Here is a 20,708-nt window from a genome sequence, read left to right on the forward strand (position 1 = left end):
GTTTCCATGACGGACAAGTTATTGACCCTCTGGACCGGCTCGGGGCTCTATAACCTGAGCCTCGGCCAGGCCGTGATGGTGCTGGTGGGGCTGCTGCTGCTCTACCTGGCCATCCACAAGAAGTTCGAGCCGCTGCTGCTGGTGCCGATCGGCTTCGGCGGCATCCTCGCCAACATCCCCGAGGCGGGGCTGGCGCTGTCGGCCGCCGAGCAGGCGGTCCACCTGGCGCGGCCCGCCGTGCTCGAGCAGATCGCCTCGGCCCTGCAGCTCAGCCTGGACCCGGCCGCCGGCCTCGAGGCCTGGCGGCACAGCCTGGGCGAGGTGCTCCATGGCGACATCTCGCCGGCCCTGGTGCGCGCGGCCAACGACGTGGCCATGGACGGCGGCTACTCCCACGGCATGCTCTACCAGTTCTACAGCGTGGCCATCGCCTCGGGCATCGCCCCGCTGGTGATCTTCATGGGCGTGGGCGCGATGACCGACTTCGGCCCGCTGCTGGCCAACCCGCGCACCCTGTTCCTGGGGGCGGCCGCGCAGTTCGGCATCTTCGCCACCCTGCTCGGGGCGGTGGGCATGACGGCGATGGGCTGGATGGACTTCTCGCTCAACCAGGCCGCCGCCATCGGCATCATCGGCGGCGCCGACGGGCCCACCTCGATCTACGTCTCGAGCATCCTGGCGCCGGAGCTGCTGGGGGCCATCGCCGTGGCCTCCTACTCCTACATGGCGCTGGTGCCGCTGATCCAGCCGCCGATCATGAAGGCGCTGACCAGCAAGCGGGAGCGCGAGATCACCATGACCCAGCTGCGCCCGGTCTCCAAGCTGGAGAAGATCGTCTTCCCGCTGGCGCTGCTGCTCCTGGTGGTGCTGTTCCTGCCCGACGCGGCGCCGCTGCTGGGGATGTTCTGCTTCGGCAACCTGCTGCGCGAGTGCGGCGTGGTGGAGCGCCTCTCCGACACCACCCAGAACGCCCTGATCAACACCGTGACGATCTTCCTGGGGCTGTCGGTGGGGTCCAAGCTGATGGCCGACCGCTTCCTGGCGGTGGAGACCCTGGGCATCCTGGCGCTGGGCATGGTGGCCTTCGCCATCGGCACGGCCTGCGGCATCCTGATGGCCAAGCTGATGAACGCCGTCAGCAAGATGCCGATCAACCCGCTGATCGGGTCCGCGGGGGTCTCGGCGGTGCCCATGGCGGCGCGAGTCTCCAACAAGGTGGGGCTCGAGGCCAATCCCCACAACTTCCTGCTGATGCATGCCATGGGGCCCAACGTGGCCGGGGTGATCGGCTCGGCGGTGGCCGCCGGGGTGATGATCAAGTACCTCGGCTGAGGACGGGATCCGGCAATAAAAAACGGCGCCTTCGGGCGCCGTTCTGCTTTCTGGCGATCAGTCGCCGTCCAGGGGTCAGTCGTCGTCCGGCAGGGCGAGACGGCCCCGCAGGCGGCTCTCCAGGGCGCTCAGGTCGGCGGGCGCGTCGCTCGGCCAGCCCACCGTCAGCAGGACGCCCTCGGCGCCATAGTCGGCCTGCTCGACCGGGACATCCCGGTCGGCCAGCCAGGCGCGGGCCTCGGCCTCGCCGGCGAAGTCGACGCGCAGCCGAAGAGACTCGCGTTCGACCACCTCGCGTCGCGGCACGGCCTCCAGCGCCTGGGCGACGGCCCGCGAATACGCCCTGGCCAGGCCGCCGGTGCCGAGCTTGGTGCCCCCGAAGTAGCGGGTGACCACGCAGCCCACCTGGCCGAGGGCCGAGCCCTCCAGGACCTGGAACATCGGACGACCGGCGGTGCCGCCGGGCTCGCCGTCGTCGGAGAAGCCGATGGCGTTCTGCTCGCCGGGCGGGCCGGCGATGAAGGCGCTGCAGTGGTGGCTGGCGTTGGGGTGGGTACGGCGCGCCTCGGCCAGCAGCGCCTCGAAGGCCGCCGTGTCCGGCGCATGGCAGACCCAGGTGATGAAGCGGCTCTTTTCCACCTCGAGCTCGCTCTCGTGCCAACGCCCGGGCGGGAGGTCGGGTACCGCGTAGCGCATCAGGCGGCCAGTTCGGTCTGGCGCACCACGCCCATGACCAGGCCGATCACCTGGATGTCGTCGTTGCTGAGGTAGATCGGCGCCATGCGCTCGTTGGCCGGCTGCAGGCGCACGCCCGACTTCTCGATGTAGAGCTTCTTCAGGGTGACCTCCTGGTCGTTGATCATCACCACGGCGGTCTCGCCGTTCTCGGCGCTCTCGCGGCGCTCGATGATGATCACATCCCCGTCGAAGATGTTGCAATCGATCATGGAGTCGCCGCGCACCCGCAGGGCATAGGTGTTGCGGCGAACCATGCGCGTGGGCACGTGGATGCTGCCGACCTCCGGGCAGGCCTCGATCGGCATTCCCGCCGAGACCTGACCGAGCAAGGGGATCTCGGTCAGGTCGTCGGCCTCGATGGGTTCCCAGGCCTGGGCCAGGGGCAGGTTGGGGCGGCGCTGCAGGTACTGCGGTGTGACGTTGGGCATGCGATGTCTCCCCGGTCGTCGAAACCTGATGATACATACAGTGTTCATCGAGCATAGCAGCAGGCCGGGAACTGGCAAGGAAATCTGTCCACGCAAGGCTTGATCCAGGGCAGGTGTGACCGGCTGACGCAACCCTCTCGACTGGTAGCCAGGGCCCTTTCCGTGTAGAGTTCCGGGCGGAATTATCCATGCCGGGAGTGTGCCTTGAGCCTGCGTCTGCAAGCCCGAAAGCTGGCCTGTGAGCGGGACGATCGCTGGCTGTTTCGTGACCTGGATCTGGATATCCATGCCGGCGAGATCGTGCGTGTGGAAGGCCCCAACGGCAGTGGCAAGACCACCCTGCTGAAGATCCTCTCCGGGCAGTTGGCCGATTTTGAGGGCGAGCTCTACTGGAACGAGCACCCCCTGCGGCGGACCCGGCAGGACTTCCTGGCCAACCTGCTCTATCTGGGGCATGCCCCGGGGGTCAAGGCGGCCCTGACGCCGCTGGAGAACCTCGCCTGGTACCAGGCCCTGGCGGGCGAGCCCGATGATGAGCCCGCCCGCTTCGCGGCGCTGGCAGCCCTGGGGCTCGTCGGCTTCGAGGACCTGCCCGCCGGCCAGCTGTCCGCCGGGCAACAGCGGCGCGTGGCCCTGGCCCGGCTGGAACTGATCCCGCGCGCGCTGTGGGTGCTCGACGAGCCGTTCACCGCCATCGACCGGGACGGCGTGGAGGCCCTGGAGGCGCGGCTGTCGGCCCATGCCCGGCGCGGGGGCTGCGTGCTGGTCACGACCCACCATGAACTCGCCGACTCGCCGGTACTGCGGCGGATCCGGCTCGGGGAGGGAGTCGACGATGCCGGACGCTGAGCCGCACCTGGCCCCCGAAACGGATGCCGTCCGCCTGTTCCGGGAACCCGAGGGCGGCGCCGGGGTCGCAATCCGGGCGACACTGAAACGCGACCTGGTGCTGCTGATGCGTCGGCGCAGCGAGGTGCTAAACCCGCTGGTGTTCTTCGCCCTGGTGATCACCCTGTTCCCGATCGGCATCTCGCCGGACCCGGCACTGCTGGCCACCATCGCGCCGGGCCTGCTGTGGGTGGCGGCCCTGCTGGCGGCCCTGCTGTCCCTGGACAGCCTGTTTCGCAGCGATTACGACGACGGCTCCCTGGAGCAGCTGCTGCTCTCTCCCCAGCCGCTGCCGGCGCTGGCGCTGGCCAAGGTGGCGGTGCACTGGCTGCTGACGGGCCTGCCGCTGTCGCTGATGGCACCGGTACTGGGGATCATGCTGTCGCTGCCGGCGGGCAGCTATGCCGTGCTGGCGCTGTCGCTGGCCCTGGGCAGCGCCAGCCTGAGCCTGATCGGCGCCATCGGCGCGGCGCTGACCGTGGGGCTCTCCCGGGGCGGCGTGCTGCTCTCGCTGCTGGTGCTGCCGCTCTACATCCCGGTGCTGATCTTCGGCGCCGGGGCCGTCCAGGCGGCCATCGTCGGGGAGGGGGTCGCGGCGCACCTGGCGATCCTCGGTGCGCTCCTGGCAGTGGCCCTGATCCTGGCCCCCTGGGCGATCGCGGCGTCACTGCGCATCAGTATCAACGGTTGAGGAAGACAATCGGCATGTGGGCCTTCATACACAAGCTCGGATCCCCCAAGTGGTTCTATGGCATCAGCGCGCGGCTCTCGCCCGGATTCTGGGTGGCGGCCGTGGTGCTGATCGCGGTCGGCAGCGTCTGGGGGCTGGCCTTCGCGCCGGCCGACTACCAGCAGGGCAACAGTTTCCGCATCATCTACGTGCACGTGCCCGCGGCCTTCCTGGCCCAGTCCATCTTCGTCAGCATGGCGGTGGCCGGCTTCATCTTCATGGTCTGGAAGATCAAGGTCGCCGACATGGCCGCGGCGATGATGGCCCCGCTGGGGGCCGCCATGACCTTCGTGGCGCTTTTCTCCGGAGCGGTCTGGGGCGTGCCCACCTGGGGGACCTGGTGGATGTGGGATGCCCGCCTCACCTCGATGCTGATCCTGCTGTTCCTCTATTTCGGCGTCATCGCCCTGCGCGGCGCCTTCTCGAGCCGTGACAGCGCCTCCCGCGCCGCCTCCGTGCTGGCCATGGTCGGCGTGATCAACATCCCCATCATCAAGTACTCGGTGGACTGGTGGTACACCCTGCACCAGCCCGCCACCTTCAGCGTCACCTCGCGCCCGGCCATGCCCCTGGAGATGTGGGTGCCGCTGCTGATCATGGTGCTGGGCTTCTATTGCTTCTTCATCGCGGTGACCCTGATGCGGACCCGCAGCGAGATCCTGCGTCGCGAGTCAAACAAGCGCTGGGTGCGTGAGCTGGCCGGGGAGGTGACCTGATGGCGTTCGATTCCCTGTCGGCCTTCCTGGCCATGGGCGGGCACGGGGCCTATGTGTGGTCGGCCTGGGGCCTGACCGGGCTGCTGCTGGTCGGCGTGGTGGTCCATGCCCGCGCGGAGCGTCGCGCGCTGCTGCGGGACCTGCGCCGTCGGGCGCGGCGCGAGCAGCGCCGCGGCGCCTCGACTCCGGTTTCCCATCAAGAGGGCCATGCCCGTGAGAGCTAAACGCAAGCAGAAACTGTTCGTCATCCTGGGGCTGGTCTCGCTGGCGGCCATCGCCGTGGGCCTGACCCTCTATGCCTTGCGCAGCAACATCAACCTCTTCTTCAGCCCGGTGCAGATCGCCGGCGGGGATGCCCCCCTCGAGCGCCAGATCCGCGCCGGCGGCATGGTCCGCGAGGGCACGGTGTCCCGGGACCAAGACAGCCTCGAGGTGGTATTCACCGTCACCGACTATGTCGAGGACGTCGAGGTGCGCTACAGCGGCATCCTGCCCGACCTCTTCCGCGAGGGGCAGGGCGTGGTGGTGGTCGGCGAACTCCAGCAGGGTGGCTGGCTGCGCGCCGACCAGGTGCTGGCCAAGCACGACGAGAACTACATGCCCCCCGAGGTCGCCCAGGCACTGGAGGAAGCCGGCTATTCGCCGGAGGACTACCAGGCCAAGGCCGCCGAGGTGGGCGAGCGGTTGAAGGCGCAGGGTGACGGCGCCAGCCAGAACTGATCCGGAGTGTTCATGCAGACCCTGATGATTCCTGAAATCGGCCACTTCGCCCTGATCCTCGCCCTGTTGATGGCGGCGGTGCAGGCGGTCATGCCGCTGGCCGGCACGGCGACCCGACGCCCGCTGTGGATGGCCTATGCGCGGCCCATGGCCACGGGCCAGTTCCTCTTCCTGGCCATCGCCTACGCCTGCCTGACCGCCAGCTACCTGCTGGACGACTTCAGCGTGGCCAACGTGGCCAACAACTCCAACTCGCTGCTGCCCTGGTACTACAAGGCCAGCGCCGTGTGGGGCAACCACGAGGGCTCGGTGCTGCTGTGGAGCCTGATCCTCGGGGCCTGGACCTTCGCCGTCAGCCGCTTCTCCCGGGAACTGCCCCGGGACATGCTGGCCCGGGTGCTGGGCGTGATGGGGCTTGTCAGCGTCGGCTTCCTGGCCTTCGTGCTGATCACCTCCAATCCCTTCGAGCGGCTGCTGCCCAACGTTCCCCAGGATGGCGCCGACCTCAACCCGCTGCTGCAGGACTTCGGCCTGATCGTCCATCCGCCGATGCTCTACATGGGCTACGTGGGCTTCTCGGTGGTCTTCGCCTTCGCCATCGCGGCCCTGCTGGGCGGCCGCCTGGATGCCGCCTGGACCCGCTGGGCACGGCCCTGGACCAACATCGCCTGGGCCTTCCTCACCGTGGGCATCGCGCTGGGCAGCTGGTGGGCCTACTACGAGCTCGGCTGGGGCGGCTGGTGGTTCTGGGACCCGGTCGAGAACGCCTCGCTGCTGCCCTGGCTCGCGGGCACGGCGCTGATCCACTCCCTGGCGGTGACCGAGAAGCGGGGCGCCTTCAAGAGCTGGACGGTGCTGCTGGCCATCACCACCTTCTCGCTGTCGCTGCTGGGTACCTTCCTGGTGCGTTCCGGCGTGCTCACCTCGGTGCACGCCTTCGCCAACGACCCGTCCCGCGGGCTCTTCATCCTGATGTTGCTGGGCATCACCGTGGGCCTGTCGCTGCTGCTGTTCGCCCTGCGCGCCCCGCGGGTCAGCCACCAGGTCGGCTTCAGCTGGCTGTCCCGCGATGCCCTGCTGCTGATCAACAACATCCTGCTGGTGATCATGACCGTCACGGTGCTGCTGGGCACGGTCTATCCGCTGCTGCTCGACGCCATGAACCTGGGCAAGATCAGCGTGGGGCCGCCCTACTTCAACACGCTGGTCGTGCCGCTGACGGTGGTGCTCTGCCTGTTCATGGGCCTCGGGCCGCTGGCGCGCTGGAAGCGGACCGGGGCCCGCGATCTGCTCAAGCGCAGCTGGCTGGCCGGTCTCCTGGCGCTGGTCATCGGGGCGCTGGCGCCGCTGCTCTATCGCGGCGAGTGGAACCTCAAGGTGAGCCTGGGCGTGCTGGTGTCCCTGTGGATCGTGCTGCCCATGGCGCGCGACCTTTGGGCCAAGTGCCGTCACTCGGACGGGCGCCTGGCCGGGGCGAGGCGCCTCTCGCTGGCCTACTGGGGCATGATCCTCGGGCACCTGGGCCTGGCGGTGACCATCATCGGCGTCACCGTGGTTTCCAACTACGCCATCGAGCGCAACCTGCGCATGGGCGTCGGTGACAGCGCACAAGTGGCCGGCTACACCTTCACCATGACCGAGCTGGCGAACCGCCGCGGCCCCAACTACCTGGCCGATGCCGCCGAGGTGGAGGTGCGTCGCGGCGACAGCCGGCGCAGCTTCACCATGACCCCCGAGAAGCGCCTCTACATCGCCCGCGGCATGCCGATGACCCAGGTCGCGCTGCGCCCCGGCCTGTTCCGTGACCTTTACGTGGCCATGGGCGAGGATCTCGGGGACGGCAGCTGGGCGATGCGCATCCAGTACAAGCCCTTCGTGCGCTGGCTCTGGCTGGGCGCGCTGCTGATGGCCAGCGGCGGCATCCTGGCCGTGGTCGACCGTCGCTACCGGCGGACCGTGACCGCCCGCGACCCCGAGCGCGCCCCCGCCGGCAAGCCCCGGGAGGCCACCACATGAGGCGTCGACTGCTGCTGCTGCTGCCGCTGATCGGCTTCCTCGTGCTGGGTGTCTTCCTCTACATGGGACTGTCGATCAACCCCTTCGAGCGCGACTCGGCGCTGATGGCCCGGCCGTTCCCGTCCTTCGAGCTGACCACCCTGGAGGATCCCGAGCGGGTCGTGGACGAATCCCTGCTCGAGGGCGAGGTCACCCTGGTCAACGTCTGGGGCGAATGGTGCCCCACCTGCAAGCAGGAGATGCCCCAGCTGCTCGATCTCGCCGAGCGCGGCGTGCGCCTGGTCGGGGTCGACTACAAGGACACCCGGGAGAAGGGCAGCGACTTCCTGCGCGAGTTCGGCAACCCCTTCGAGGTCAACATCTTCGACCCGGAGGGCAGCCTGGGCTTCGACCTGGGGGTCTACGGCGCCCCGGAGACCTTCCTGGTCGATCGTGACGGCATCATCCGTTATCACCACACCGGCTATATCCGGCCGGAGGACGTCCGCGAGACCATACTGCCGGAGGTGGAAGCATGGCGCTGATGACGCGACTGCTGCTGTGTGCCGTCCTGCTGCTGCCTGCCCTGGCGCAGGCGGCCGTGGAGGTGCGCGAGTTCGACGATCCGGTCACCGAGCAGCGCTACCGCGAGCTGACGGCGACCCTGCGCTGCCCCAAGTGCGAGAACCAGGCGATCGGCGATTCCGAATCGCCCATCGCCGGCGACATGCGTGACCGGGTCTATGCGCAGCTGCAGGACGGACGCTCCGACAAGGAGATCCTCGATTTCATGGTGCGCCGCTTCGGCGACTACGTGCTCTACAACCCGCGCCTCGAGGGGAGGACCCTGCTCCTGTGGGGGCTGCCCGCGGCGCTGGTGCTGCTGGGTGCCGTGGTGGTGGTGCTCATGGTGCGCGCCCGTCGTCGCACCTCGGCCCGCGCCCTCAACGCCGAGGAGCGTGCCCGTCTGGATGCCCTGATCAATCGCGAGAGAACCGAATGACCCTGCTATGGATCGCCCTGGCCGTGCTGGTGCTGCCGGCCCTCTGGTTGCTGGTGACCCCGCTGCGTCGTGCCGCGTCCGTGAGCGCGGCCCAGCGGGACGTCGAGGCCAACGACCGCACCACGCAGCAGAACCTCGCCATCTACCGTCGCCGGCTGGCGTCGCTGGAGGCCGCCCATGAGCGCGGTGACATCGACGCGGCCCGCCTGGAGGAGGATCGCCTGGAACTCGAGCGCAGCCTGCTCGAGGACACCGAGCACCTCGAGCGGGCGCCCCTCAAGCCGGCCGGCTCCGGCAAGCCGGCGGTGCCGGTGGTGATGGTGGCCGTCGTGCTGGCCGGCGCCTTCTGGTACCACCACGAGGGCGCCGACGGCGACCTCGCCCTCTACCGGGTCCAGCAGGAGGTGGCGAACGACCCGAACGCCTCCCTTCCGGTGCTGATCCAGCGCCTCGAGGAGCAGGCGGATCGTCAGCCCGACAATCCCAACGTCTGGCGCTCGCTCTTCCCGCTCTACCGCGACAGCGGCCGCATCGACGAGGCCACCCGCGCCCTGGAACGGCTGGTCGAGCTGGAGGGGAGACAGCCATGGCTGCTGGCCGAGCTCGCCCAGATCCGCTATTTCGCCGCCGGCCGCGAGATGACCGGCGAGGTCCAGGCGCTGGTCGACGAGGTCCTGGCGAGCGAGCCCGCACAGCCCACGGTGCTCGGCATGCTCGGCATCGAGGCCTTCGAGTCGGGTGACTACCAGACCGCCATCGACCACTGGCGCCGGGCCATCGCCGGCATGGACAACCCGAACACCGCCGAGGCCCTGCGCGAGGGCATCCGGGTCGCCCAGCAGCGCCTGGGGATAGACCCCGAGGAGGCCGACCCGGCCGTGGCCGAGGGGCCCGGCATTCCCGTCCGGGTCCGCCTGGCCGACGACCTCGCCGGCCGGCTCGAGGGCGATACCGCCGTCTTCGTGGTGGCGCGCGACCTCGCGGGGGAACTGCCGCCGCTCGCCGTGGTGCGGGCGCGGCTCGCCGACCTGCCGATGACCGTGGTGCTGGACGACGCCGACGCCATGGCGCCGATGGCCCGCCTCTCACAGGTCGACCAGGCGCGGCTGATGGTGCGCGTCTCCCGCAGCGGGCAGGCCACGCCCCAGCCGGGCGACCTGGTCGGCACCCTCGAGGGGGTGGCGGTCGGGGACACCGACCGGGAACCCGTCGAGGTGGTGATCGACAGGGTCGTCGAGTAAGCGTATGCGCCTGACGTCGATTCGCCTGGTGGGCTTCAAGTCCTTCGTCGATCCGGTCACCGTCCCCTTCGACGGCAACATGACCGCCATCGTCGGCCCCAACGGCTGCGGCAAGTCCAACATCATCGACGCCGTGCGGTGGGTCATGGGCGAGTCCTCGGCCAAGACCCTGCGCGGCGAGTCGATGACCGATGTCATCTTCAACGGCTCCACCGGGCGCAAGCCCGTGGGGCTGGCCTCCATCGAGCTGCTCTTCGACAACCGCGACGGGACCATGGGCGGGGCCTATGCCCAGTACGCCGAGATCGCGGTCAAGCGCCAGGTCACCCGTGACGCCCAGTCCAGCTACTTCTTCAACGGCCAGAAGTGCCGGCGGCGCGATATCGCCGACCTCTTCCTGGGCACCGGGCTGGGGCCGCGCTCCTATGCCATCATCGGCCAGGGCATGATCTCGCGGCTGATCGAGGCTCGCCCCGAGGAGCTGCGGGCCACCCTCGAGGAGGCGGCCGGCATCTCCAAGTACAAGGAGCGCCGCCGGGAGACCGAGAACCGCATGCGGCGCACCCAGGAAAACCTGGAGCGCCTGGAGGACATCCGCGAGGAGCTCGACAAGCAGCTCGAGCGCCTCAAGCGACAGGCCGAGGCGGCGCGCCGCTACCAGACCCTCAAGCAGGAGGAGCATCGCCTCAAGGGCGAGCTGGCACTGCTCCGGGGCCGCGCCCTGCGGGCCAGGCAGACCGAGGAGGACACCCGCGTCCGCGAGTTCGAGACCGCCGTGGAACGCGAGGTGCTGGGCATGCGCCAGGCCGAGAGTCGTCTCGAGGAGGCCCGCGCCGAGCATGACCGCCTGGCCGAGGAACTGGACGGCCGGCAATCGCGCTTCTTCGAGACCACCACCGCCATCGCCCGCCTGGAGCAGGACCTGGAACACACCCGGTCCCGGGACCAGCAGCTGGCCCGGGACCTGGAGGCCGCGCGACGCGAGCTCGAGGAGCTCGCCCGGCTGGGGGACGACGACGGCGAACGGCTGGCGCGCCTCGATGAACGCCTCGAGACCCTGGGGCCTGAGCAGGAGGAGGTGGCGGAACAGCTCGCCGAGCTCGAGGCCGCCCTGGAGGAGGCCGAGCCCCTGGCCGAGGAGGCCGACGCCGCCTGGGAGAGCTTCGGCGAGCGCTGGCAGGAGCAGAGCCGCGAGGCCGAGCGCGCCCAGGACCGCCTGCGCGACCTGGAGAGTCGGCTCGAGCGCCTGTCGGCCGACGAGCATCGCCGTCGCCAGCAGCACGAGGAACTCCCCGATATCATCGACCTGGCCGAGCAGCGCCGCGCGCTGGCCGAGCGCCATGCCGAGCTCGAGGTCCGCCTGGCGGAGCTCGAGGCGTGCCGTGACGAGGTCCAGGCCGGTCGCGACACCGCCCGGGCAGAGGTGCGGGAGGCCGAGGAGGCCCGCGAGGCGGATCGTCAGCGGCGCAGCACCCTGCAGGGCGAGCTGGCCTCGCTGGAGGCCCTGATCGAGGCGGCCCTGGCCGATCACGACGAGGCCCTCGACGACCATCTCGCCGACCACGGCCTGGGGGATCGACCTCGCCTAGGCGAGGCGCTCGAGGTCGACCCCGGCTGGGAGGAGGCGGTCTCCTGGGTGCTGGCGCCCTGGCTGCGCGCCCGGCTCGCGCCGCGGGACGCCGCCCGGGACGCCCTGGCGTCGCCGCCGGATGCCGAGCTCGGCCTGCTCGAGGCCGACGAGGCACAGGCCTCCTCGGACAGCCTGGCGGCGCGGGTGCGCGGCGCCGGTGCCGCCGGGCAGTGGCTGGCCAGCATTCGCTGCGTCGAGAAGCGCGAGGCGGCCTGGTCGGCGCGTGAGGGGCTCACCGCCGGGGAGAGCCTGATCACTCCCGACGGCCTCTGGCTGGGCCAAGGCTGGGTGCGCCATCGCGGCGCCGGCACCGGCCCCGATGCCCTGCTGGTCAGTCGTCGCCGTGAGGCCGAGGTGCGCGAGACGCTGGCCGAGGTGGAGGCCCGTCTCGCCGACCACGACCGGCGTCTCGAGGAGGCCGCGGCCCGGGTCGAACAGACCGAGTCGGCCCTGGAGCAGTCGCGCCAGGAGGAGAGGGAGCTCGAACAGCAGCGCCAGCAGCTGGCCGTGCAGGAGAGCGGCATGGCCAGCCGGCTCGAGCACCTGGAAGGGCGCGCCGCCGAGCTCGCCGAGGAACTGGAGGGGCTGGCCGAGTCACGCGAGGAGGCGAGGCTGGCCCTGGAGGAGTCACGGGAGCAGTGGCAGGCGGCCATGACCCGGCTGGAGGAGGGGGCCGAGACTCGCGAGCGCCTCGAGCGTGAACGCCGCGAGGCCAGAGAGCGGTTGGCCGCGCTGCGGACCCGCCAGCGTCCCCTGGCCGACCAGGCCCAGCGCCTGGCCCTCGAGCAGGAGCGGACGTCGACCGAGCGCACGGGCCTGGCCGAGCAGCAGGGGCGGGCCGGCGAGGCGCGGGAGCGCCTCGAGCTGCGCTGCGCCGAGCTGGAGGAGGCCCGGGAGGGGCTCCACGAGCCCGACGAGGAGCGTCGCGAGCGGCTCGACGAGCTGCTGGACCGCCGCGAGCGCGAGGAGCGGGTGCTCAACGAGACCCGCGCCCGAGCCGCGGAGCTGGTCGAGCGGCTGCGCGAGGACGAGCAGGCCCGCCAGGGGCACGAGCGCAACCTCGAGGGGATCCGCGAGCGCCTGCAGGAGTCGCGCATGCAGGTCCAGGCCCTGGCGCTCAAGGCCGAGGCCCAGGACGAGCAGCTCGCCGAGCTGAACCACGATGCTGCGAGCCTGTCCGAGTCCCTGGACCCCAATGCCACCGAGTCCGCCTGGCAGACCCGACTGGAGGAGGTCGGCGAGCGCATCCGCCGGCTGGGCGCCATCAACCTGGCGGCCATCGAGGAGTACGACCAGCAGGCCGAGCGCCGCGACTACCTTGAGGCCCAGCACGCCGAGCTCAGCGAGGCCCTGGAAACCCTGGATCGGGCGATCCGCCGGATCGACCAGGAAACCCGGACGCGATTCCGCGACACCTTCGAGCGAGTCAATGCCGGCCTGCAGGGTCTTTTTCCGCGGGTATTCGGCGGGGGAACCGCATGGCTGACGCTGACCGGCGAGGATTTGCTGGAAACCGGGGTGGCCATCATGGCACGCCCTCCGGGCAAGAAGAACAGCACCATTCACCTGCTCTCCGGTGGGGAAAAGGCCCTCACCGCCCTGTCGATGGTCTTCGCCATCTTCCAGCTCAATCCGGCCCCCTTCTGCATGCTCGATGAGGTCGATGCGCCGCTGGATGATGCCAACGTGGGGCGCTATGCGAAGCTGGTGAAGGAGATGTCCGAGACCGTCCAGTTCATCTACATCACCCACAACAAGATCGCCATGGAGGCATCGGAAAGGTTGATGGGGGTGACCATGCAGGAGCCCGGTGTGTCACGCCTGGTGTCTGTGGGCGTGGAGGAGGCCGCGGCCCTGGCCGAGGCCTGATGGGCTTGAACGCGAACGGCAAACGGGGTAACAAGGATGACAATGAATACTGCAGTGCACGGAAGCACGAGGAACCTGAAGGGCGATTGCGAAGGGCAAGGTCGGGTTTCGGCATGAAAATGCCGAGCTTGACAAATAAAAAAATTGGCCCTTTTTTTGGCAATCGCGCTATGCTGTTGACGGACAACCATCAGGCATGGCGCCTTAGCAAAAGGCATGACGACCCATGGAACTAAGAGAGTGGCTGATCATACTAGGGCTGGCGTTGGTGACCCTCATCGTCATTGATGGTGTGCGTCGCCTGCAGCGTCAGCGTCGCGTACCGCGTCTGGACCAGGTCGAGCGTGACCCTGCCGGGCACGATGCGGACCCCGACGCCGAGGCCCGCATGGCCGAAATGAACTGGGAGCTGCCCAACGGAGGGGCGCGGGTCGTCAGGCCGGCGGATGACCGGGGGGTACAGCCCAAGCCCAAGCTGGAGCGCCAGGAGCACCCCGGCCCGTCCCGGGTGCTGTCGGAGTTCCGGCGACACCATGCCGAGGCCGCCCGACCTCACGCCGACACGACCGACGAGCGCAAGCCGTCGGTCGTCGGCGTATCGGCCGCCCGCGGCGAGGCATCGCATCGCGACCCGGTGTCCGATGAGGTGCCCGTCGCCGAGAGAGGCAGCGTCCGTCGGGAGAGCCGTGAGCCCGAGGTCAAGGTCTCGTCGTCGCGTCCCGACGCCACGGCCGGCCATCATGGCGTCCCCGTCGGCGAACCCGCCGAGGACGAGCGCCGCGAACCCGCGCTCTCCGGCCTGGATCTCGAGATGACGGCGGAGGAGGACGTCGAGGTGCCGGAGGGGGCCGGGCCCCTGACGGCCGATCCCGAGGATCACGATGCCTACGCCGACGAGGAGCAATACCGCCTGGTGGACCTCGAGGGCATGGGCGATTCCTTCAAGAGCGGCTCGAAGCGGGTCGGCTCCTCCGTGCAGCGCTTCGGTGCCTCCCTGCAGAAGTCCTTCAGCGATCGTCGCGAACACAAGCGCAGCGAGAAGGTTCGTCGGGAGCAGGAGCGCTCCGAGAAGGCCGCCCGCGAGGCGGCGCGTCGTCAGCAGGCCGAGGACGAGAAGGCCCTGCGCGAGGCCGAGCGTCGCCGCCTCGAGGCAGAGGCGGTAGCTTCCGCCGACGATGACGATCCCCTCTTCACGCCGCCTCGCCGCCAGCGGCAGGCGTTCGATGCCCCCGCCATGGACGAGCGCGTCGAGGAAGAGTCCTTCGAGAGAGAGTCCTTGGAGAGAGAGTCCTTGGAGAGAGAGCTCGTCGAGAGAGAGTCCGTCGAGACCGCCAGGGACGACCGGCCGGCGCGTGACGATGTGGTGCGCACCCATCCGGTCCTGGAGAAGGCGCTGCGTCACGACGTCAGTGCCGAGCATGCTCGCGAGACCCTGAGTCATGCCGAGGAGATCATCGTGATCAGCGTGATGTCCCGCGACGAGGAGGGGTTCTCGGGCACGGCGCTGCTCGACCTGATGCTGGCCTGCGGGCTTCGCTACAGTCGCGACATGGGCATCTTCCACCGCTTCGAGACCGAGGATCCCGACAGTCGCCTGCAGTTCTCCATGGTCAACGTGGTCAAGCCGGGCACCTTCCCCATCGAGGCCATGGACGACTTCCGCACCCAGGGCATCACCCTGCTGATGCCGTTGCCGGGCGCCGGCGACACGGCGGCCGCCTTCGAGGCGATGGTCGAGACCGCCATGGTCATCGTCCGCCATCTGGGGGGCGTGCTGAAGGACGAGCACCAGAGCGTGATGACCGCCCAGACCGTGGAGTTCGCGCGGCAGCGGGTACAGGAGTTCGAACGGCGCAATCGGCTCAATCGCTACCAGGCGAACTAGCCGCGACACCGCCGCCGCCAGAGCGTAACCTGACAGAACAACCCCATGATTTCATGGGGTTGTTCCATTTATGGGCAGTCGAAAAGCGGGTGTGCGAGAATAGCTACGCCTTCGTGACAGCAGACCAGGGAAGCCATGAGCCAAGCCGACCCCCATGTCATCGACGAGGTGGCGCGCCTGCGTGCCGAGCTCGACGACGCCAACTACCGCTACTACGTGCTCGATGAGCCCCGGCTGACCGATGCCGACTACGACCGCCGGCTGCGTCGTCTTCAGCAGCTCGAGGAGGCGCATCCGGAGCTGGTGACCGCCGACTCGCCCACCCAGCGGGTCGGGGCCGCGCCCGACGCCGGCTTCCCCGAGGTGCAGCACGCCGTACCCATGCTCTCCCTGGACAACGCCTTCAACGAAGAGGAGATCAAGGCCTTCGTCCGGCGCGTCGCCGACCGCCTCGAGACCCACGGCGACCCGCTGGCCTTCTGCTGCGAGCCGAAGCTGGACGGAGCTGCCGTCTCGCTGGTCTACGAGCGGGGCGAGCTGGTCACCGGCGTCACTCGCGGCGACGGCCGCACCGGCGAGGGCATCACCTCCAACCTGCGCACCCTGCGCTCCATCCCGCTCAGCCTTCGCGGCGACGCGCCCCCCGACCTGCTGGAGGTGCGCGGCGAGGTGATCATGAGCCACGAGGGCTTCGAGGCGCTGAACGACCGGGCCCGGGAGTCGGATGGCAAGGTCTTCGCCAACCCGCGCAATGCCGCCGCGGGTAGCCTGCGCCAGCTCGACCCGAAGATCACCGCCACCCGCCCGCTGGAGTTCAGCGCCTACCAGGTGGCGCGCATCGAGCCCCAGCCGGGCGACGCCAGCCACAGTCAGCTGATGGCCCGGCTCGGCGACCTCGGCTTTCGCACCAGCCGCGAGCTGACGGTGGTGGAGGGAGCCGAGGGCGTCATCGACTACTGCCGCGAGCTCGGCGAGAAGCGTGACGCCCTTGGTTACGACATCGATGGGGTGGTGATCAAGGTCGACGACCTGCGCCTGCAGCGCGAGCTGGGCTTCGTGGCCCGTGCCCCGCGCTGGGCCATCGCCTTCAAGTTTCCCGCCCAGGAGGAGACCACCCGGCTCAACGACGTGGAGTTCCAGGTCGGGCGCACCGGCGCGATCACCCCGGTGGCCAGGCTCGAGCCGGTCTCGGTGGCCGGCGTCACTGTCTCCAACGCCACCCTGCACAACGCCGACGAGATCGCCCGACTCGATGTGATGATCGGCGATACCGTGGCGGTCCGCCGGGCCGGCGATGTAATCCCCCAGGTGGTGAGGGTGCTGGAGGAGCGGCGCCCGGCGGATGCCCGGGCGATCGTCTTCCCCGAGCACTGCCCGGCCTGCGGTTCACAGATCGAGCACCTGGAGGGCGAGGTGGTGGCGCGCTGCTCCGGCGGGCTCTACTGTCCCGCCCAGCGCAAGGAGGCGCTCAAGCACTTCGCCTCCCGGCGAGCCCTGGACATCGATGGCCTGGGTGAGAAGCTCATCGAGGCGCTGGTCGAGCGAGACTGGGTGACCACCCCGGCGGACCTGTTCCGGCTCGAGGCCGAGCGCCTCGCCGAGCTTCCGCGCATGGGCAGGAAGTCCTCCGAGAATCTGGTGGCCGCCCTCGAGAAGGCCAGGCAGACGACGCTTGGCCGCTTCATCTTCGCCCTGGGGATCCGCGAGGTGGGCGAGGCCACCGCGGCCAACCTGGCCCGCCACTTCGGCAGCCTGGAGGCGCTGATGGGGGCCGATATCGAGGCGCTGGAGGCCGTGGAGGACGTGGGCCCCATCGTCGCCGCCCACGTGCATACCTTCTTCCGCCAGCCCCACAACCGCGAGACCATCGACGACCTCCTGGCCTGCGGCCTGACCTGGGAGGAGCAGGAGGTCGGCGAGCGCCCCCAGCCCCTGGCGGGGCAGAGCTGGGTGCTCACGGGCACCCTGGCGAGCATGACCCGCGACGAGGGCAAGGCGCGACTCCAGGCGCTGGGCGCCAAGGTGGCGGGCAGCGTCTCCCGCAAGACCGCCTGCGTGGTGGCCGGGGAGGCCGCCGGCAGCAAGCGGGAGAAGGCCGACCAGATGGGGGTCGAGGTCATCGACGAGGACGAGTTCCTGCGCCGCCTGGCGCGGTGGGAAGCGGGGGAGGACGACCATGGATGACGGCCGCTTCATCGAGGTGCCCTACCGCATGCTGCCGCCGGAGACCCTGGACGGCCTGCTGGAGGCCTTCGTCACCCGGCAGGGCTACGACACCACCGACACCGGCGAGGGCATGCGCGGCTGGGTCGGCCAGCTCAAGGCCCAGCTCGAGCGGGGCGAGCTGCTGATCGCCCATGACCTCAGGACCGAGTCCACCGAGGTGATGACCCTCGCCCAGTGGCGGGCCTTCGGGCGCGACCTGGCCGACGACGAGGAGGGCTGAGCGCCAGCCCGCCTTTCTCTACCTCAGACTCGACCGCGATGTACGGCAGGCGGCGTCCGGAGGCCTCACGCCGAGGCGCCGGACAGGAAGACCGCCGTGCAGTGCCGCGCCCGGGCCTCGCACTGCGCCGGGCCAAGCTCCATGCGCCGTCCCAGCAGGGTGTCGATGTGCCACTCGCCGAGCAGCATGCCGATGAACATGCCGGCCGCCTCGCGAGGATCCTCGAGGGCCAGCCGGCCGCGCGCCACCTGGTCGGCGAGGTAATCGGCCAGGGCCTGGCGGGTGCGGTCGGGGCCACGCCTCAGGAACAGCTCGCCGAGCTCCGTGGCCCGCTCGGCCTCGAAGGCCAGGCCGCGCACCAGGCGGCCACCCGGGAACTCACTCCATACGCAGATCGCGCGGCAGGATCGTCGCAGCGCTGGGAGGGCTCGTCGCCCTGACGGCGCTGGCCTGGTGGGGCGTGGGCTGGTGGCAGACCGGACGCTTCCTCGAGGAGACCGACAACGCCTATGTGCGCACCGACAGCGTGGCGGTGCGCGCCGAGCTCCCGGCGCGGGTCGTCGAGGTGGCGGTGGACGACAACCAGGCGGTGAAGCGAGGCGACCTGCTGGTGCGCCTGGACGCCGAGAGCTATCGCGACCGGGTCACCCAGGCCGAGGCCCGGCAGGCGGTGGCGGCGGCCTCCATCGCCCAGTCCCGTCGCCAGGTGGACCTGCAGCAGGCGGCCATCGATCAGGCCAAGGCCCAGTAACAGGCGGCCCGGGCCGACGTCGACCAGGCTCGCCAGCACCTGGAGCGTTCCTCGTCGCTGGCCGCCAGCCAATACGGCTCCCGCCAGCAGCGCGAGGATGACCAGGCCGCGCTGCGGGTCTCCGAGGCCAAGCTCGCCGAGAGCCGCGCGGCGCTGGTCTCGGCCAGGCGCCAGCTGTCGGTGGCCGAGGCCGATGTCACTCGCGCCGAGGCCAACCTCGAGGCGGCCAGCGCCGATCTCGACTACGCCCGCCATCAGCTCGACAAGACCCGCATCGTCGCGCCTCGCGATGGCGTGGTCGGCAACCTCACCGTCGAGGCCGGCACCCTGGCGCAGCCGTCGCTGACGCTGTTGCAGCTGGTTCCCATCGACTCGGCCTATGTGGCGGCCAACTTCAAGGAGACCCAGCTCGAACGGATACGGGGCGGCCAGCCGGTCGAGGTGCATCTGGATGCCTACCCGGACATCACCTACGAGGCCGTGGTCGACAGCCTGGCGCCGGCCACCGGCACCGAGTTCAGCCTGCTGCCCCAGGACAACGCCACCGGCAACTTCAACAAGATCGTCCAGCGCGTGCCGGTCAAGATCCGCATCACCGGGCCCAATGAGGCCCTGGGACAGCTGCGTGCCGGGCTCTCGGCGGTACCCGAGGTCGATACCCGCGAGCTTGAACCGAAGGAGGGAGGGCTCGCCGACGGCCTGGCCGAGGCGTCGAGCGAGGCGCCCCCGGTATCCTCCGGCGCCCGGGACGGTTCGTGAGCGAACGGTCCGGCGCCCCGGCCCTCGCCAGGACTGCCGCGGTCTCCAGCGACATGCCGCCCTGGCCGCAGCGGATCGGCTTCATCGCCGCGGTGTTCGGCATGTTCATGGCGATCCTGGATATCCAGATCGTCGCCAGCTCGCTCAACGAGATCCAGTCGGGGCTCTCGGCCAGCGAGGACGAGATCTCCTGGGTGCAGACGTCTTACCTGATCGCCGAGATCGTGATGATCCCGCTGTCGGGCCTCTTGATGCGCATCCTCTCGACCCGGGTGGCCTTCACCCTGTCCTGCGCCGGCTTCACCCTGGCGAGCCTCGGCTGCGCGCTGGCGACCTCCATCGAGCAGCTGATCGTGCTGCGGGCCATCCAGGGCTTCATGGGCGGGGCGATGATCCCGATTACCCAGGCGGTGAGCTTCTCGATCTTCCCGCGTCGGGCGATGGGCAGCGTGCAGGCGGTGATCGGCATGGTGGTGACCATGGCACCCTCGATCGGCCCCACGGTGGGCGGCTACGTCACCGAGGCGTTCAGCTGGCACTGGCTGTTCCTGGCCAACGTGATTCCCGGGGTGCTGGTGTGCTGGGCCGCCTGGACCTTCCTCGACATCGACAGGCCCAGGCATGAGCTGGTGCGCCACCTCGACCTGATCGGCCTGGTGCTGATCGCGGTGTTCCTCGGTTCGCTGGAATTCGTGCTCGAGGAGGGGCCCGGCGACGACTGGTTCGAAAGCGACCACATCATCCTCTTCAGCCTCACCTGCCTGGTGGCCGGGGTGTGGTTCTTCACCCGCACCCTGCGAAGCGATCATCCGATCGTCGACCTGCGCGCCTTCGCCAACCGAAACTTCGCGATCGGCGCCGGGATGGGCTTCGTCATCGGTATCGCCCTCTATGGGCTGGTCTATCTCATGCCGCTGTTCTTCGGCTATGTGCGCGGCTACTCGAGCCCGCAGATCGGCCAGGTGATGTTCGTCACCGGGCTGACCATGTTCCTGTGCGCGCCGGTGGTGGGGCAGGTCTCCAATCGCCTCGACCTGCGGGTGTTGCTCTTCCTGGGACTGCTGCTGGTCGGCGTGGGCACCATGATGAACGCGAACCTCACCGTGGAGTCGGGCTTCTGGCAGTTCTGCCTGCCGCAGGTCGTGCGCGGCATGGGGCTGATCATGTGCATCATCCCGGCTTCGCGCATTGCGCTTGGCACATTGCCGGCGGACGAGGTGGGCAACGCCAGCGGGCTCTTCAACGTGATGCGTAACCTGGGCGGCGCCATGGGGCTGGCGCTGCTCGACACGGTGCGCGACATCCGCGAGGACTTTCACTGGAACCAGCTCATTCCGGCCATCGATACGGGCCGCGAGGTGGTGGTGGCGGAGATCGCCAGGTACGAGGCAATGCTCGCCGGCTCGGTGCCTGATGCCTATCACGCCGCCGTCGGCATGCTGGTGCAGCGGGTCTCCCAGCAGGCCCAGGTGCTGGCCTTCAACGACATCTTCACCTGGATGGGGCTCATCTACCTGGTCAGCGTGCCGCTGGTGTTCCTGCTGCGGCGGCTGTCGGCCTGATTCGTCGACGTGTCA

The 20,708-nt window shown here is 69.6% G+C and carries 20 protein-coding genes; 17 read left to right on the top strand and 3 right to left on the bottom strand.

Annotation, left to right across the window (positions count from 1 at the left end; all coding sequences use genetic code 11):
* Positions 1 to 6: 6 nt before the first annotated feature.
* Positions 7 to 1,332 (top strand): sodium ion-translocating decarboxylase subunit beta, encoded by a 1,326-nt coding sequence (locus tag BOX17_RS10385; protein WP_071944299.1) that lies wholly within the window; start codon positions 7 to 9, stop codon positions 1,330 to 1,332.
* A gap of 75 nt (positions 1,333 to 1,407) precedes the next feature.
* Here BOX17_RS10385 and BOX17_RS10390 read toward each other — a convergent pair whose 3' ends face one another.
* Both BOX17_RS10390 and lexA read right to left on the bottom strand, forming a co-directional pair.
* Complete coding sequence (locus BOX17_RS10390; RefSeq protein WP_071944301.1) at positions 1,408 to 2,028, bottom strand: IMPACT family protein; 621 nt, start codon at positions 2,026 to 2,028, stop codon at positions 1,408 to 1,410.
* Positions 2,028 to 2,498 (bottom strand): transcriptional repressor LexA, encoded by a 471-nt coding sequence (gene lexA, locus BOX17_RS10395; RefSeq protein WP_071944303.1) that lies wholly within the window; start codon positions 2,496 to 2,498, stop codon positions 2,028 to 2,030. The genes BOX17_RS10390 and lexA overlap by 1 nt, the downstream gene beginning before the upstream one ends.
* Positions 2,499 to 2,702: 204 nt before the next feature.
* Between lexA and ccmA the strand changes: the two genes are divergently transcribed.
* The 13 genes from ccmA to BOX17_RS10460 all read left to right on the top strand — a co-directional run bounded on the left by ccmA (position 2,703) and on the right by BOX17_RS10460 (position 17,621).
* Positions 2,703 to 3,347, top strand: a complete 645-nt coding sequence (ccmA, locus tag BOX17_RS10400) for a cytochrome c biogenesis heme-transporting ATPase CcmA (RefSeq protein ID WP_071944305.1) — start codon at positions 2,703 to 2,705, stop codon at positions 3,345 to 3,347.
* Positions 3,334 to 4,077 (top strand): heme exporter protein CcmB, encoded by a 744-nt coding sequence (gene ccmB / locus BOX17_RS10405; protein WP_071944306.1) that lies wholly within the window; start codon positions 3,334 to 3,336, stop codon positions 4,075 to 4,077. The genes ccmA and ccmB overlap by 14 nt, the downstream gene beginning before the upstream one ends.
* A 14-nt stretch (positions 4,078 to 4,091) precedes the next feature.
* Positions 4,092 to 4,832: a heme ABC transporter permease gene (locus tag BOX17_RS10410; protein ID WP_071944308.1), complete on the top strand. Its 741-nt coding sequence runs from the start codon at positions 4,092 to 4,094 to the stop codon at positions 4,830 to 4,832.
* Positions 4,832 to 5,056, top strand: coding sequence for a heme exporter protein CcmD (gene ccmD, locus BOX17_RS10415; protein ID WP_071946818.1), 225 nt, complete (start codon positions 4,832 to 4,834; stop codon positions 5,054 to 5,056). Before BOX17_RS10410 ends, ccmD begins: the two co-directional genes overlap by 1 nt.
* Positions 5,046 to 5,552: a cytochrome c maturation protein CcmE gene (gene ccmE, locus BOX17_RS10420; RefSeq protein ID WP_086830730.1), complete on the top strand. Its 507-nt coding sequence runs from the start codon at positions 5,046 to 5,048 to the stop codon at positions 5,550 to 5,552. Before ccmD ends, ccmE begins: the two co-directional genes overlap by 11 nt.
* Positions 5,553 to 5,576: 24 nt before the next feature.
* Entirely contained in the window at positions 5,577 to 7,568 is a 1,992-nt protein-coding gene (locus BOX17_RS10425; RefSeq protein ID WP_164508655.1) for a heme lyase CcmF/NrfE family subunit, read from the top strand.
* Entirely contained in the window at positions 7,565 to 8,092 is a 528-nt protein-coding gene (locus tag BOX17_RS10430; protein ID WP_071944315.1) for a DsbE family thiol:disulfide interchange protein, read from the top strand. Before BOX17_RS10425 ends, BOX17_RS10430 begins: the two co-directional genes overlap by 4 nt.
* Positions 8,083 to 8,550, top strand: coding sequence for a cytochrome c-type biogenesis protein (locus BOX17_RS10435; RefSeq protein WP_071944317.1), 468 nt, complete (start codon positions 8,083 to 8,085; stop codon positions 8,548 to 8,550). The genes BOX17_RS10430 and BOX17_RS10435 overlap by 10 nt, the downstream gene beginning before the upstream one ends.
* Positions 8,547 to 9,791 carry a c-type cytochrome biogenesis protein CcmI gene (ccmI, locus tag BOX17_RS10440; protein ID WP_071944319.1) on the top strand — a complete coding sequence of 415 codons (1,245 nt, stop codon included), beginning with the start codon at positions 8,547 to 8,549 and terminating at the stop codon, positions 9,789 to 9,791. Before BOX17_RS10435 ends, ccmI begins: the two co-directional genes overlap by 4 nt.
* A 4-nt stretch (positions 9,792 to 9,795) precedes the next feature.
* Positions 9,796 to 13,290: a chromosome segregation protein SMC gene (gene smc, locus BOX17_RS10445; protein WP_071944321.1), complete on the top strand. Its 3,495-nt coding sequence runs from the start codon at positions 9,796 to 9,798 to the stop codon at positions 13,288 to 13,290.
* 226 nt (positions 13,291 to 13,516) lie between these two features.
* Positions 13,517 to 15,175 carry a cell division protein ZipA gene (gene zipA, locus BOX17_RS10450; protein ID WP_071944323.1) on the top strand — a complete coding sequence of 553 codons (1,659 nt, stop codon included), beginning with the start codon at positions 13,517 to 13,519 and terminating at the stop codon, positions 15,173 to 15,175.
* Between the two features lie 135 nt (positions 15,176 to 15,310).
* Positions 15,311 to 17,359, top strand: coding sequence for an NAD-dependent DNA ligase LigA (gene ligA, locus BOX17_RS10455; RefSeq protein WP_071944325.1), 2,049 nt, complete (start codon positions 15,311 to 15,313; stop codon positions 17,357 to 17,359).
* Positions 17,352 to 17,621 carry a YheU family protein gene (locus BOX17_RS10460; protein ID WP_071944327.1) on the top strand — a complete coding sequence of 90 codons (270 nt, stop codon included), beginning with the start codon at positions 17,352 to 17,354 and terminating at the stop codon, positions 17,619 to 17,621. Before ligA ends, BOX17_RS10460 begins: the two co-directional genes overlap by 8 nt.
* Before the next feature lie 65 nt (positions 17,622 to 17,686).
* On the opposite strand, the gene BOX17_RS10465 is transcribed toward BOX17_RS10460, so the two are convergent.
* Positions 17,687 to 17,980, bottom strand: coding sequence for a TetR/AcrR family transcriptional regulator C-terminal domain-containing protein (locus BOX17_RS10465; RefSeq protein ID WP_244272130.1), 294 nt, complete (start codon positions 17,978 to 17,980; stop codon positions 17,687 to 17,689).
* Positions 17,981 to 18,081: 101 nt separating this feature from the next.
* On the opposite strand from BOX17_RS10465, the gene BOX17_RS17170 reads away from it, so the two are divergent.
* The 3 genes from BOX17_RS17170 to BOX17_RS10475 all read left to right on the top strand — a co-directional run bounded on the left by BOX17_RS17170 (position 18,082) and on the right by BOX17_RS10475 (position 20,693).
* Positions 18,082 to 18,372: an HlyD family secretion protein gene (locus BOX17_RS17170; RefSeq protein ID WP_244272131.1), complete on the top strand. Its 291-nt coding sequence runs from the start codon at positions 18,082 to 18,084 to the stop codon at positions 18,370 to 18,372.
* A 180-nt stretch (positions 18,373 to 18,552) separates the two neighbouring features.
* The gene (locus BOX17_RS17175; RefSeq protein WP_482793287.1) at positions 18,553 to 19,131 is read left to right on the top strand and encodes a hypothetical protein; all 579 of its coding nucleotides are present in this window, start codon (positions 18,553 to 18,555) and stop codon (positions 19,129 to 19,131) included.
* Positions 19,128 to 20,693 carry a DHA2 family efflux MFS transporter permease subunit gene (locus tag BOX17_RS10475; protein ID WP_244272132.1) on the top strand — a complete coding sequence of 522 codons (1,566 nt, stop codon included), beginning with the start codon at positions 19,128 to 19,130 and terminating at the stop codon, positions 20,691 to 20,693. Before BOX17_RS17175 ends, BOX17_RS10475 begins: the two co-directional genes overlap by 4 nt.
* Positions 20,694 to 20,708: the final 15 nt, after the last annotated feature.

Origin of the sequence: Halomonas aestuarii, assembly GCF_001886615.1 — a bacterium.
In the GTDB taxonomy this organism is placed as follows: domain Bacteria; phylum Pseudomonadota; class Gammaproteobacteria; order Pseudomonadales; family Halomonadaceae; genus Halomonas; species Halomonas aestuarii.

Coding starts and splice junctions, on each gene's coding strand:
- BOX17_RS10385 (WP_071944299.1), top strand. CDS start 7: ATGACGGACAAGTTATTGACCCTCTGGACCGGCTCGGGGCTCTATAAC.
- BOX17_RS10390 (WP_071944301.1), bottom strand. CDS start 2,028: ATGCGCTACGCGGTACCCGACCTCCCGCCCGGGCGTTGGCACGAGAGC.
- lexA (WP_071944303.1), bottom strand. CDS start 2,498: ATGCCCAACGTCACACCGCAGTACCTGCAGCGCCGCCCCAACCTGCCC.
- ccmB (WP_071944306.1), top strand. CDS start 3,334: ATGCCGGACGCTGAGCCGCACCTGGCCCCCGAAACGGATGCCGTCCGC.
- BOX17_RS10410 (WP_071944308.1), top strand. CDS start 4,092: ATGTGGGCCTTCATACACAAGCTCGGATCCCCCAAGTGGTTCTATGGC.
- ccmD (WP_071946818.1), top strand. CDS start 4,832: ATGGCGTTCGATTCCCTGTCGGCCTTCCTGGCCATGGGCGGGCACGGG.
- BOX17_RS10425 (WP_164508655.1), top strand. CDS start 5,577: ATGATTCCTGAAATCGGCCACTTCGCCCTGATCCTCGCCCTGTTGATG.
- BOX17_RS10430 (WP_071944315.1), top strand. CDS start 7,565: ATGAGGCGTCGACTGCTGCTGCTGCTGCCGCTGATCGGCTTCCTCGTG.
- BOX17_RS10435 (WP_071944317.1), top strand. CDS start 8,083: ATGGCGCTGATGACGCGACTGCTGCTGTGTGCCGTCCTGCTGCTGCCT.
- ccmI (WP_071944319.1), top strand. CDS start 8,547: ATGACCCTGCTATGGATCGCCCTGGCCGTGCTGGTGCTGCCGGCCCTC.
- smc (WP_071944321.1), top strand. CDS start 9,796: ATGCGCCTGACGTCGATTCGCCTGGTGGGCTTCAAGTCCTTCGTCGAT.
- zipA (WP_071944323.1), top strand. CDS start 13,517: ATGGAACTAAGAGAGTGGCTGATCATACTAGGGCTGGCGTTGGTGACC.
- ligA (WP_071944325.1), top strand. CDS start 15,311: ATGAGCCAAGCCGACCCCCATGTCATCGACGAGGTGGCGCGCCTGCGT.
- BOX17_RS10460 (WP_071944327.1), top strand. CDS start 17,352: ATGGATGACGGCCGCTTCATCGAGGTGCCCTACCGCATGCTGCCGCCG.